The 13,025-nt window shown below is 60.1% G+C and carries 15 protein-coding genes; 13 read left to right on the top strand and 2 right to left on the bottom strand.

Annotation, left to right across the window (positions count from 1 at the left end; all coding sequences use genetic code 11):
* Positions 1-82: 82 nt before the first annotated feature.
* Positions 83-1,198, bottom strand: a complete 1,116-nt coding sequence (locus LQ788_RS14285) for a mannose-1-phosphate guanylyltransferase (RefSeq protein ID WP_231442050.1) — start codon at positions 1,196-1,198, stop codon at positions 83-85.
* Between the two features lie 328 nt (positions 1,199-1,526).
* Here LQ788_RS14285 and sdhC point away from each other — a divergent pair, with 328 nt between their 5' ends.
* The 12 genes from sdhC (at position 1,527) to LQ788_RS14345 (ending at position 10,765) form a co-directional block, all read left to right on the top strand.
* Entirely contained in the window at positions 1,527-1,904 is a 378-nt protein-coding gene (sdhC, locus tag LQ788_RS14290) for a succinate dehydrogenase, cytochrome b556 subunit (RefSeq protein WP_035279682.1), read from the top strand.
* A gap of 1 nt (position 1,905) precedes the next feature.
* The gene (locus tag LQ788_RS14295) at positions 1,906-2,358 is read left to right on the top strand and encodes a succinate dehydrogenase hydrophobic membrane anchor subunit (protein WP_231442052.1); all 453 of its coding nucleotides are present in this window, start codon (positions 1,906-1,908) and stop codon (positions 2,356-2,358) included.
* A 10-nt stretch (positions 2,359-2,368) separates the two neighbouring features.
* Entirely contained in the window at positions 2,369-4,129 is a 1,761-nt protein-coding gene (gene sdhA / locus LQ788_RS14300) for a succinate dehydrogenase flavoprotein subunit (protein ID WP_231442053.1), read from the top strand.
* Entirely contained in the window at positions 4,129-4,926 is a 798-nt protein-coding gene (locus LQ788_RS14305) for a succinate dehydrogenase iron-sulfur subunit (RefSeq protein ID WP_069600613.1), read from the top strand. The genes sdhA and LQ788_RS14305 overlap by 1 nt, the downstream gene beginning before the upstream one ends.
* 164 nt (positions 4,927-5,090) lie before the next feature.
* Complete coding sequence (locus tag LQ788_RS14310; RefSeq protein ID WP_231442056.1) at positions 5,091-6,347, top strand: D-alanyl-D-alanine carboxypeptidase family protein; 1,257 nt, start codon at positions 5,091-5,093, stop codon at positions 6,345-6,347.
* 48 nt (positions 6,348-6,395) lie between these two features.
* Entirely contained in the window at positions 6,396-6,869 is a 474-nt protein-coding gene (locus LQ788_RS14315; protein WP_231442058.1) for a hemerythrin domain-containing protein, read from the top strand.
* Positions 6,870-7,260: 391 nt separating this feature from the next.
* Positions 7,261-7,428, top strand: coding sequence for a hypothetical protein (locus LQ788_RS14320; RefSeq protein WP_231442061.1), 168 nt, complete (start codon positions 7,261-7,263; stop codon positions 7,426-7,428).
* A gap of 227 nt (positions 7,429-7,655) precedes the next feature.
* Complete coding sequence (locus tag LQ788_RS14325; protein ID WP_231442063.1) at positions 7,656-8,771, top strand: FUSC family protein; 1,116 nt, start codon at positions 7,656-7,658, stop codon at positions 8,769-8,771.
* 632 nt (positions 8,772-9,403) lie between these two features.
* Positions 9,404-9,937 (top strand): hypothetical protein, encoded by a 534-nt coding sequence (locus tag LQ788_RS14330; RefSeq protein ID WP_231442065.1) that lies wholly within the window; start codon positions 9,404-9,406, stop codon positions 9,935-9,937.
* Between the two features lie 40 nt (positions 9,938-9,977).
* Positions 9,978-10,193, top strand: a complete 216-nt coding sequence (locus LQ788_RS14335) for a hypothetical protein (RefSeq protein WP_231442067.1) — start codon at positions 9,978-9,980, stop codon at positions 10,191-10,193.
* 78 nt (positions 10,194-10,271) lie between these two features.
* On the top strand, positions 10,272-10,562 hold the full coding sequence (locus LQ788_RS14340) for a hypothetical protein (RefSeq protein ID WP_231442069.1): 291 nt from the start codon (positions 10,272-10,274) through the stop codon (positions 10,560-10,562).
* Between the two features lie 29 nt (positions 10,563-10,591).
* Complete coding sequence (locus LQ788_RS14345; RefSeq protein ID WP_231442071.1) at positions 10,592-10,765, top strand: hypothetical protein; 174 nt, start codon at positions 10,592-10,594, stop codon at positions 10,763-10,765.
* 290 nt (positions 10,766-11,055) lie between these two features.
* Here the strand turns inward: LQ788_RS14345 and LQ788_RS14350 are convergent, their stop codons facing one another.
* Entirely contained in the window at positions 11,056-11,364 is a 309-nt protein-coding gene (locus tag LQ788_RS14350) for a hypothetical protein (RefSeq protein WP_231442073.1), read from the bottom strand.
* Positions 11,365-11,728: 364 nt separating this feature from the next.
* On the opposite strand from LQ788_RS14350, the gene LQ788_RS14355 reads away from it, so the two are divergent.
* Complete coding sequence (locus LQ788_RS14355; RefSeq protein WP_231442075.1) at positions 11,729-12,517, top strand: tyrosine-type recombinase/integrase; 789 nt, start codon at positions 11,729-11,731, stop codon at positions 12,515-12,517.
* Positions 12,518-13,025 lie beyond the last annotated feature (508 nt).

The following is a 13,025-nucleotide window of genomic DNA, read 5'->3' on the forward strand; positions in this document are numbered from 1 at the left end:
CCCCGTCACATTTGGGCGCAATGCGACCAATTTCGACACACTCCGCAGGCGGCTACCGTCTCCCGGTGAGATGCGGGTGCTCCTACAGCAGGTCTTCGAGTCCGCGTTCGCCTGCGGCCGAGACCGCCTTCTTCACGTCCTGGGCGTGGGAGCGGGAGGTGATGAGCAGGACATCCTCGGTGTCGACGACGACGAGATCGTCGAGGCCGACGATCGCGACCGTGCGCGGCTGCTTGGATTCGGAGAAGACGACACCGGAGGCATCGATTTCGAGGAGATCACAGTTCTGACCGATCGAGATGACCCCTGCAGGCTCTCCCGGCACCGGCTGGCGCAGACGGGCCACGGAGTCGAAGTCGCCGACGTCATCCCAGCCGAAGTCACCGGGAATGACGATGACACGACCGGCCGCGGCAGCAGGTTCGGCCACGACGTAGTCGATGGCTCGCTTCTCCAACCCGGGCCACACCTCGGCGAGCACCTGCGCCTGGGCATCGGTCCCCCACGCTTCGGCGATCCTCGACAGGCCTGCGAACAGTGTCGGGTCCTCGGTCTCAAGGACTTCGAGGAGGGCCGCGGCCTTGGCGATGAACATGCCGGCGTTCCAGCGGTAGCGGCCGGAGTTGACGTAGGCACGCGCCGTGCTCGCGGCAGGCTTCTCGGCGAAGGCCCGAGCACGACGGGCAGTCGGTGCACCCTGCAGGCCCAACAGATCACCGGTTTCGATGTAGCCGTAGGCGGTGGCGGGGTTGCGGGGCATGATTCCGACGGTGACGATGTCGCCGGTCTCTGCGGCGACGCAGGCTTGGTCGATGACCAATCGGAACTCGTCGACGTTGGTGATCGAATGGTCTGCGGAGAATGAGCCGACGATCGCGTCCGGGTCTTCCTTCGCAATGAGCATGGTGGCCAGGCCGATCGCGGCGGCGGAATCCTTCGGCGAAGGTTCGGCGAGGATGTTGTCCACCGCGATCTCAGGCAGCTGTTCGGCCACCTGGTCGCGGTGGCTCTGCCCAGTCACGACCCAGACCTTCTCGGAGCCCACGAGTGGGGCGACTCGATCCCAGGTGGACTGGATCAGGCTCCGGCCCGTACCCAGGACGTCGTGGAGGAACTTCGGCGATGCCTTGCGCGAGAGCGGCCAGAGCCTGGTTCCGGATCCGCCGGCGGGGATGATGGCGTGGAAGTGTGTGTTCACATCATCAGTGTCTCAAAGTTCGGTCACGCTCTGACCGATGTTGTCCGCCGTGTCGGGGTGAGGAGAACCGGAATTCTCAGAGGCCGTTCTCAGCACCCACCTCGGCGATGGACCCGACTCACCAGGTCAGCCCGGCGAACAGATTCTTTAGAGCATATGATTGTTCTGTAATTGAAAATCGTCGTATCTGAACATCGCGACTATGAGGGAACTGCCAGGAACTTAATGTGATCCACCACGCTCAGGCGTGGCTCAACTGGCAACCAGGCGGCGTTCGGCGTAGTTTCTTGATGTACACAGTCGATTAATCCAAGATGGAGGATGCTCCGTGGCCAAAGCGTCTACGGGCACTCTGTACCGAGGAAATGAAGGAATGTGGTCCTGGGTCGCGCATCGCGTCACAGGCGTCGGAATCTTCTTCTTCCTGCTGGTCCACGTGCTCGATACTGCACTCGTCCGCGTCTCACCCGAGGCCTACAACGCCGTGATCGGAACGTATAAGACACCGTTCATGGCCATCGGCGAGATCGCACTCGTTGCCGCAATCGCATTCCATGCGTTCAACGGTCTTCGCGTCATTCTCGTCGACTTCTCGAAGAGTGGACCGAAAAATCAGAAGAAGCTGTTCTGGGGAGTCATCGTCGTATGGCTCATCATCATGATCGCCTTCATCCCCCGCCAGCTGATGCACACGTTCGGAGGATGACATGAGCACAACATCGATCCCGGCTCCGCGCACCGGCTACTCGCGCCACAAATCAACTCGGTCGAAGTTCGAAATGTTCGCATGGCTGTTCATGCGCATCTCGGGCGTCGTCCTCGTCATCCTCATCTTCGGCCACCTCTTCGTGAACCTGTGGGCCGGCGAAGGCGTCCAGGCCATCGACTTCGGGTTCGTGGCCGGCAAATGGGCCAGCCCGTTCTGGCAGATCTGGGACCTGCTGATGCTGTGGCTGGCTATGCTGCACGGCACCAACGGTCTGCGCACCATCATCATGGACTATGCCGAGAAGCCAAGCACCAGGATGGCTCTCCAGGTGATCCTCTACATCGCCTCGGTCATCGTCATCGTGCTCGGCACGCTCGTCATCTTCACATTCGATCCCTGCCCGGCCGGAGCCGACCCCGCATTGCTGGCGTCATTCTGCTCGGCCGCATAGAAGGAGAAACATGCAGGTACATCAATACGACGTTGTCATCGTCGGTGCCGGTGGCGCCGGGATGCGCGCAGCGATCGAATCGGGCCAGCGCGCCCGGACCGCAGTCCTGACCAAGCTCTACCCGACCCGTTCGCACACGGGTGCTGCCCAGGGCGGCATGTGCGCCGCACTGGCGAACGTGGAAGAGGACAACTGGGAATGGCACACCTTCGACACCGTCAAGGGCGGTGACTACCTGGTCGACCAGGATGCCGCCGAGGTGATGGCGAAGGAAGCCATCGACGCCGTCCTCGATCTCGAGAAGATGGGGCTGCCCTTCAACAGGACCCCAGAAGGCAAGATCGACCAGCGTCGCTTCGGTGGTCACACCCGTGACCACGGCAAGTCCCCGGTCCGCCGCTCCTGCTACGCAGCCGACCGCACCGGCCACATGATCCTCCAGACTCTGTACCAGAACTGCGTCAAGCACGGCGTCGAGTTCTACAACGAGTTCTACGTCCTCGACCTGGCCATGACCGAGGTCGACGGGGTCCGCCGTCCGGCCGGCGTCGTCGCCTACGAACTGGCCACCGGCGAGATCCACCTGTTCCAGGCCAAGTCGGTCGTCTTCGCAACCGGCGGCGTGGGCAAGGTCTTCAAGACCACTTCGAACGCCCACACCCTCACCGGTGACGGCATGGCCGTGGCCTACAACCGGGGCATCCCGCTCGAGGACATGGAGTTCTTCCAGTTCCACCCGACCGGCCTGGCCGGTCTGGGCATTCTGCTCTCCGAGGCAGCCCGCGGTGAGGGCGCGATCCTGCGTAATTCCGACGGTGAGCGCTTCATGGAACGCTACGCTCCGACGATCAAGGATCTCGCTCCTCGTGACATCGTGGCCCGTTCCATGGCCAATGAGGTGCGTGAGGGCCGCGGTTGTGGACCGAACAAGGACTACGTCCTGCTCGACCTCACTCACCTCGAGCCTGCGCACATCGATGCGAAGCTGCCCGACATCACCGAGTTCGCCCGCACCTACCTCGGTGTGGAGCCCTACACGGAGCCGGTGCCGGTCTTCCCGACCGCGCACTACGCCATGGGCGGTATTCCGACCAACATCGAGGCAGAGGTGCTGGCGGACAACGACAACGTCATCCCCGGCCTCTACGCCGCCGGTGAGGTTGCCTGCGTGTCCGTGCACGGCTCAAACCGACTGGGCACGAACTCGCTGCTCGACATCAACGTCTTCGGTAAGCGCGCCGGCATCGCCGCCGCGGAATACTCGAAGACCGCTGACTTCGTCGAACTGCCCGAGGGTTCGGAGAACGACACCGTCGCACTGCTCGAGAAGATGCGGACTTCAGACGGCACCGAACGCATCGGCGCCATCCGCAAGGATCTGCAGGAACTCATGGACGCCAACGTCCAGGTCTTCCGCACTGACGAGACTCTGCGTGAAGCGCTCGACGAGATCGCGAAACTGCGTGAACGTTACAACAACGTCGGCATTCAGGATCGCGGCAAGCGCTTCAACCTCGACCTCCTCGAGGCCGTCGAGCTGAACTTCCTGCTCGAACTCGCCGAGGTCATCTCCGTCGCCGCCATCCACCGCAAGGAATCACGCGGTGGGCACTTCCGAGAAGACTTCCCGGACCGTGACGACGAGGGATTCATGCACCACACGATGACCTACCTCGATCCTGATTCCGAGACCGACGGCATCAAGGGCATGCGTCTGGAGACGAAGCCCGTCATCGTCACCCGTTACCAGCCGATGGAGCGTAAGTACTGATGAGCACCGATACCTCAACCGAAACCCCGGAGCCGGCCTCGAAGATCGACCTGCCCGACCATGTGGCCGGCGACAGCGGTTCGATCCCGTCGTTCGACTGCACCTTCAAGATCGCACGCTTCGACCCCGAACAGGACGAAGAGGCGCACTGGGAGGAGTACAAGGTCACGATGTACGGCACCGACCGTGTCCTGGACGCCCTGCACAAGATCAAGTGGGAAGAGGACGGTTCGCTGTCCTTCCGCCGCTCCTGTGCCCACGGCGTCTGCGGCTCCGATGCCATGCGCATCAACGGCCGTAACCGTCTGGCTTGCAAGACCCTGCTGAAGGATCTTGACACCTCGAAGACGATCACCGTCGAAGCGATCAAGGGTCTGCCTCTGGAGAAGGACCTCATCGTCGACATGGAGCCCTTCTTCCAGTCCTACCGCGAGGTCATGCCGTTCCTCATCACCTCCGGTCACGAGCCGACGCGTGAGCGTCTGCAGTCGGCCGAGCAGCGTGAGGCATTCGACGACACCACCAAGTGCATCCTATGCGCTGCGTGCACCTCGTCGTGCCCCGTGTTCTGGACCGATGGACAGTACTTCGGACCGGCAGCCATCGTCAACGCGCACCGTTTCATCTTCGATTCGCGTGACGAGGGCGGAGACATGCGCCTGGAGATCCTCAACGACAAGGAAGGTGTGTGGCGCTGCCGCACCACCTTCAACTGCACCGAGGCCTGCCCTCGTGGCATCGAAATCACCAAGGCCATCGCCGAGGTGAAGCAGGCAGTCCTGCAGCGCGCATTCTGATCTGACGATCACCATCGCCGAGGCGGCCGTGCACTTTTCGTGCACGGCCGCCTTTCGCGTTCCCTGGGGTGAGTCGGGTGGGTGTTGGTGGGTGGCGCAAGTTGTGCCCAATCGCACCGAGTTTCCTGAAAGCTCCCAGTTCGCCTCGGTCGTAGACTGGTGCGATGCGTTCTCACCACCTGTCTTCTCCGACGCGTACAGCGGTACTCCCCCGTTCACCTCGGGCAGGACTTCGTCTCATCGTCAGTGCCGCAATCGCGTTGCTGCTGATTGGGGCTCAGCTGGTCCTCTCCCCCGGCACCTCGCACGGGCTGAGCCAACCGGAGGAGACACCGGAGAAGGTCTACGAGTCTCCGGCCGACCTCGGCGACGGATCGAAGCCACCGACACCGGTGGGAACGTCATGGCTGGTGGGAGACCTCGACACGGGTGAGCTCCAAGTCGCGCATGACATCGACAAGAAGCATGCCCCGGCATCGACGATCAAACTCCTCACTGCCCTGGCACTCGTCGAGGTCCTCGACGATCCGAAGCAGAAGGTGGAGGCGGAGTTCGAGGACATGGAGATCGACGGCACCAAGGTCGGTCTCATGCAGAAGAACGAGTACACCGTGGATCTGCTCTTCCACGCAATGCTGATGTCGAGTGCCAACGATGCTGCGAATGCGCTCGGGCGAGCCGCCGGTGGTCAGGACAAGGCTGTGGCCCTGATGAACGAGAAGGCCGAAGAACTGGGGATGACGAACACCCACGCGGCGAACACTTCGGGCCTCGACGATAAGGATCAGTACATGACTGCTGCAGACATGATGAAGCTGGCGTGGGCTGTGTGTGAGAACGACTATCTGATGAGTGTCATCGACACCGAGACCTACAAGTTCCCGGGTGGCAAGAACCCGGATACCAAAGAGAAGTTCAAAGGCTACGAGATTCAGAACCACACCAAGATCGTCGGCCAGGTCGACGGTGGGCTCGGGCTGAAGAACGGGTTCACACGTCAGGCCAAGGGCGCCTATATCGCTGTGGCAGAACGTGATGGCCGTCGTGTCGTCTCGACGATGCTCGGAATCGACAACAACTCCCGGCAGGCAGCGGTCGACCTTCTCGAATGGGACTTCGCCCAGAAGGATCCCAAATCTCTGCAGACCGTCCCGGTCGGCCAGGCGGTGACGCCCAGTGGCGACCCGAGCGCTTCGGAGAGCGGCAGCCATGCCGGCGGAGCCGACGCCGACGACAATGCAGCAGTCGGCGCCCAGGTGGAGTCCGGCGACGACTCCCCCACTGCTGCGAACGAAGCCAAGGCCTCATCATCGGTCCTGGGCATCCCTGCGGAGCGTCTCCTCGCGTTCGGAATGTTGGCCGGCGCTGCAGTGCTTCTCCTCGCGGCTGCGGTCATCTTGGTGCGGCTGCGCAGAGGCTGAAGAACCCGTTCTCGGATAGAATCGAGGTAGTCCCGTTCGGAGGTTGCCGTGAATTCACCATTGTTGTCCACACTGCTTGAGCGTGAGCATGAGGAGATCGATGGCGGAATCGAGGAGTACGCCGACGGACTGACCCGCGACGAATCTGACTCAGCACCCTTGCTGCGGGCGATGGCAGCTCTGCGACGTCACATCTATCTCGAAGAAGAGTTCATCTTTCCAACGCTGCGCACAGCCGGACTGATGATGCCTGTGTTCGTCATGCTCCGGGAACACGGTGAGATCTGGGACGCGATGGCCTCTCTTGACGAACAACTGGCAGCTGACGCCGATGCGCAGGCTATGGATGAAGCGTGCCGGGACCTGCTGACTCGCCTCGAAGCACACAATTCGAAGGAAGAGCCGATCATCTATCCGCGTGCGGATGCGGAACTCTCAGACGATGCGACGAACCGCCTACGGGGTTTCCTTGACGCAGGCGCCATGCCTAAGGGGTGGCAGTGCGAAAAGGCAACGCTGTGATCAGGGTCGCGACCGGTTCACTCGGCCGTCCGCTCCGTGATTTTGACATCTTCTAGGCAACTTGTATAAGCTGATGTCTTGCGTTCGAAGCAGTCCGGCTTCATCGAACCTTTGATTCGACTCTTACGACGATTCGCCATTCATTACGGCAGTCGAAGAATCTGGTTCAACTTGCAGATGAAATGCCACGGACTCTGTGTCTCTTCTGAATGCAGATCCCCCACCGTGAAGGATCAACCCGCACCACGGTGAAACCCCGCCGGTATGCCTCCGACATTTTCGTTTGGCAGCCTGCACCATCCGGTGACTACCCCGTCACCAACTCAACACGAACTGAATTGCGTGCACAGATGCACGCCATTCAATGAAACATGAATGAAAGGAGGGAACGATGACTCAGTTCCCACAGTGGGTTCAGCGTGCCGTCGAGCACGCCGGACTGATCGATCCGCGGATCAGCACCAGGAACACTGGCGAAATCACGATCAGTGATTCCACCGGACGTACCGTGCTGTTCACCGGCTCATCGCTGCGTGAGATTACGCCGCTGGCGGCCTGATCGCCGCCGTCTGTCAGGTTTTCCTTCGCACTGCTGGGTTTTAAGCAGAGCGAGAACCACGACAGTCTGACCTCTGCCCGACATTTCGCAGGTTTCGCCTGCAGGAATGTCGGGCTTTTTCATTCTCCGCCCGTGCCCCTTGTCCATGCCCCTCGCCTGGACGGGTCACCTGCCGTACATGCCTTGTAGGGTGGGACCTCCATGCACTCTGTCCGAAAGGACGACCAATGCAGCAGAACTCACGAGACCAGCTACCACTGCTGGCCAGACGCCCCGACGTCGTCACGGACATTCTCCAGATCGTCAAGACCGTCATCGCGGCCACCGGCGCGTGGTGGCTGTCGGACAATGTCCTCAACTCCCAGATGCCGTTCCTGGCTCCGTGGGCGGCGCTGCTGACAGTCCATGCCACCGTCCACCGCTCCCTGTCTCGCGGAGCACAGTCGACGATCGCCTCGACTCTCGGTGTTGCCTTGTCCTTCCTCATCGGCAACTACCTGGGGGTGAGCATCTGGACATTTGCTCTCGCGCTGCTGGTCGGTCTCGCTGCCGCGCGTCTGCCATGGATACGCGATGAAGGCGTGGCGATTGCGACAACAGGAATCTTCGTCCTCGGCAGCGGCTTCGACAGTCAGCAGCCCTTTCTCGGGGAACGGATCTTGGAACTCTGCATCGGTGTCGCCGTCGGCATCGTGGTCAACCTACTTGTGATTCCGCCGCTGCGGGATCAGCAGGCCGCGCGATACGTCGACAGCATCAACCGGCGCATGGGCACCATGCTCGTCGACATGGCAGATGAACTGGACGACGGCTGGGAAACCGCGGACGCCGATGACTGGTTCAATGAGACCGAGTCGATGAGCGAAGAGATGAACTCCGCATGGCAGTCGGTCAGGTTCGCTCGCGAGAGCCAACGAGCAAATCCGCGTGATCGTCTGCGTCGGAAGCGCACTCCATCGGGCGAGGCTCGAGACACTCAGACATCGCCGAAGGATGCCAGCTACGAGAATATCCTGCAGCGGGTGGACGAAGGCATCTCCCATCTGCGCCATCTCACGCGAACTCTGCGCGAGGGGTCCTATGAAGACGGCGAATGGGACACTCGCTTTCGCGAGCAGTGGACCTCGATCGTCCGCGACGCAGGCCGATCGATTGCCGACCCGGATGCGGAGGTCGAGCCGATCTTCAAACGCCTCGAAGAGCTGTCGGTGAACATGGCCGCCGATGACGGCCTCCCTGAGCGCTCCTGGGCTCTTTACGGGTCGCTTATCGCAAGCATGCAGCACATCGCCGCAATCGTCGACGACGTCGCCTCCGCACGTGAGGCACGCGAATCTAGCTGACAACAGTCAGTTGAGATGAGCAGCTGAGATGAACCGGTTCCGCCTGCAGACTCCTCAATGCAGAAAAGCGGCCCACCCAAGCAGTGTGTGCTCGGATGGGCCGCAAGCCCGTACCTGGGGGAGTCCGGACTCCCAATCGCTCAGAAAGCGAGTCAGAAGTCCCAGTCGTCGTCTTCCGTCTGTTCGGCCTCGCCGATGACGTAGGAGGAACCGGAGCCGGAGAAGAAGTCGTGGTTCGTTCTTACCCCCTGATCAAAGGTCCGATCGTTGAATTCTAGACGGAGTTCAGGGGTGCCTCCCGAGGTCTACCTGGTGTGATCGTGGGCAGGATTTGGGCAAATTCTGGGTACTCACTTCCCAGGCCACCACACGCCAAGCGTGGAACAGCAGCGTGAAACGCTGCCTATCATCGTGCAGCAAATGGTCATGAGACCGCAAAGACCGACGTCGACCGTGACGATCGTCTCCATCTGGGATGCAGAAGTATCGTCGCACGGTGATGCTCATAAATAGTGCCCACGGTCACCCCTGCGGCACAGCCGGCAACCACCGAAGCAGGGAATCCATAACGAATTGGATACTAAGTCAGTAGTCGGTACGTGCTTGAACCATAAACATCTTATGATCCGATCATGCCCAAAACTTTCCTCGCCACCCTTGTGGCCACAGCCTTCTTCATCACTGGGTGCGCTGGAGTACCCGCCACCACTGCGGGAGCCGAAGTAGAACCCGCTGCCGAGACTGAAACCACCGAGGCGAGTGCTGAGGAGTTCGCCTCGATTATTGCTGAGGGACGCCGAGACGTCGACGAGTGGCTTGAGACGTGGGACGAAAACTACTGCAGCCCCATTGGTGTGGGAGATGGTACCGACATCATGGCGTGCGAAATCAGCCTTATCTCTGGTGGACTCATCGCCGATACCAAAGTCATCGAGATGGACTCCGCCACCAAGGAGGACTCCCTGGTCTACATCGGAGAACCGCCGGAATCGATCGCAATCATCTGGCAATCCACGTTGGATGCCGCAACTGCGGCGTCTGAGGCCGGCGAAGCGGTCCCCGACGACTGCACGACCGCCGACGACTGCACGTCCAAAGTCATGGAGTTCACCATGGCGATGGAAGACCTGCAAGGCAAGTACGACGCATGGGAACCGTACATGTGACCGAGTGCCGACCCAGCCACCAATCAAACAGGAGAATACTATGGGAACGTTCATCGGCATGCTCATTATCTGGGCAATCAGCCTCATCATCCTCATTTTCGTCATCGCCCAAGGCGTGCGCATTGGAATGCGCTGGTCTCGTAAGGACGAACGAATCGAGCGGGTCGACAGAGGAGAGATGCCGCCAAACAAGCTCTCGACGTATCGAAAGGGCGAATCAATGTTCGACTACCGGCCCAAAGACAAGTTCAACTAGGCAGCAGGGGACACACCGCGAAACGTCGTAGTTCCCCTATAGCTTGCTCAACAGTGACATGCGCCAAGGAGTCGAGTCATGAAGATCCGAATAAGTTCGCTTCTCTCCCCGTTCTATGTCCACTCGGACTCTCCCCGAGGGGTCGCCAAGATTCCGAAGCGCGCATCCAGAGATCCTGATGAGGTCGAACGCCGGCTAGATGAAATCTTCAATGGACAGTCGGAAATCCGCCTTTTCCTGGAAGACACCGGCGTACCAGTCAAGACGGTGGTGTACGGGGCTGACTCACGAGGCTATGAAAAGTCGCACGTTGAAGGTGGGGTGGGTGCTGCTGTCCACGTCTGGAAGCTACGCGATCAAACCGACTAGTGCACTGCCACCACCATCAGGAGAACATCATGGAAGCAATCGGTCCCATCATCGTCATCGCAATCGTCTTCTTCATCCTCCTCTTCGTCTCCATCTTCATCATCGAAGAAGGCGTTCGCCGAGGCATGAGGAAAGCTCGAGCTGAAGAACGCGCCGAAATCGCCGACATGGAAGCGTCGGAGGAAGAACACGCCGACGACTAGACTGGCTTACCCTCCCACCACACATCGTCAGGATGCAACCACACACAAGTGAACCTGCACCGCTTGTCCGAGAGCTCAACGAAAATTGCCGGACCATTCGGATCCAGGCGCAATGCGTTCCCGGTCTTCCACTCCTCCCCGTCCTGCTCCCACACGAGTCGAACGCGGACGGGGAGTTTTGTGCGTGGGGGTCTGTCTCTGGCGGGGAGTGTGTTGAGAACGTTCTGCCATTTGACCGCGCTGCCGGTGAAATGGACGGGGCTGACGCAATCCGTCACTCCCGTAAGCCGTCAGCCAATCCGACGGAGTTCGGCGACGATGCTCTCGAGCATGTGGATTACCCCAGCTCCTACGGAGAGCGTGAGCGTCGACGTAAGCAAGTATGAAAAATAGTAGGGATCGAGTATCAACGTAATGAAGGTGGCGATTCCGCTGAGCGCCACGAGGACGAACATCAATGTTGACCAGCCTCGGCTGGCAATTGTCTTGTACTTGATCCCCCTGGTGACGACATACCCGCTCGGGGTCAATCGGACGCCTCCGGGTTCGAGCGGAGGCGTCCCGTGAACAGCATGAGGATCGCTCGGGAAGCCGTCCATATTGCCTTGCTGATTGGGGTACTGGTTCGGTTGGCCATGCGAAGGGTCTTGCTGATTTCAGTTCGGATTCTGATTCTGGGGGTTGGTCGACATTTGGCGCCTATCTAGTTTTCTGGGCTGTGAAGCGACCGCTTTACTGGACTGCGCTCACCATATGCTATCTGTAGTTTGACGACCCGGAGCTTCTGCTCGATCACGAATAGGTCTCATATACTACGGTTATGAGGACTTGCGCTGTCGTGTCGTGTCGTGTGACCGTACCGCGGTGGCGCGTGGCCTGTGCAATCGGTGCTATGCACGGTACAAGCGTGGCCTGGGCCCGAACGAGACGCGGCAGTACACAACGCGAGAGACCAAGGAACGCGTGCGCTACGAGGTCACGCAGCGTCGCGAGCATGGTGAGACTTCATTCTGTTTGAGGTACAGGCACTTCTTCAAGTGCTACGTCCTGCAGGCGGTCTTGCAAATGGCTGTGGACGACTTCCTCATCTCGCGTAACCCTGCCAACGGCATCAAAAACCTGCCCGACTTGGCACACCGGAAGAATGTGTATCTGACCTACGAGCAAGTCGAGAAGGTAGCCCAGGCTGCCGACGATTACCACTTGAGGCTACAGCGCGGCCGATATGGGTTCGTCATCTACCTCGCCGCCTACATGGGATTGCGGCGGAGTGAAAGCGCGACACTGAGACCCGACGATGTTGAACTCAAAGATCGCCGGGTGCGGATCCGCGCCGCAGTCTCAAAGAACGGTCGGGAACAATCCGTGGGTTATCCGGAGTTCATGCACGAGCAGTTCCGCGCAATCTCCCTCAAGGCCGAGCCGGAGGGGCTCCTGATCCCAGATCTAGCCGAGACGAAGAATCAGGAGTCGTGGCTCCTGAGCGTAAGGAAGAAAGCAGGGCTGGCCGAGAGTTTCGTGTTCCAAGATTTGCGCCACTCGGCGGCATCATTCGCGGTGTCTGCCGGCGCCTCGGTAAAGGTCGTGCAGAACATGCTTGGACACTCGTCTGCAGCCATGACGTTGGATGTGTACTCGGACCTGTTCGAGACTGACGTTGATGATGTCGCCCAGCGAATCAACGATCGGCGTGAGACGGCTCTCAACGATCGGCCGACGGGTGGACACCGGGCCGTAAATGATAGAGGATAGATACGTCTTCAGCACTGGCCGAAGACAAGAAGAGGGGCCGCCGAACCCGAAGGTCCGACGGCCCAATCCGGATCACTGATCAGGCAGCTGCAACTGCCTCATCGACCAGAATCCAATAGGATGGCCCTCTATCGGGACGCCATCTCAAGCCTGCAAGCGGTGGGAAGGTCGCTCCAGCCGGGAAGAACTTAATTCTTCCGTCTTGGTCGACCCACTCCCCTGCTTGCGGAACTCTCTGACTATTCTTCCACTCCCCATTGGGGCCAAGTGGCTCATGTGTAGTCATGAGTCATTCTTTCCCGGCGGAGAATTTATCCCGCCCCACCGGCAACGGTCCCGCGCTTATGCACAGAATCCTTTTGCGCAGCCACTCCTTTCGCTACCTAACTGCGCCAAATCAGTTGTGGGCAAATTCTGGGCAATTGCCTCTCGAATAGCCCAAACTTCCACATACAGTGCGGGCCCACTCACCACTCAGATTGAGTAGAGTAGGCCCGTCACCAGCAGT

It is taken from the genome of Brevibacterium zhoupengii (assembly GCF_021117425.1).
GTDB lineage: Bacteria > Actinomycetota > Actinomycetes > Actinomycetales > Brevibacteriaceae > Brevibacterium > Brevibacterium zhoupengii.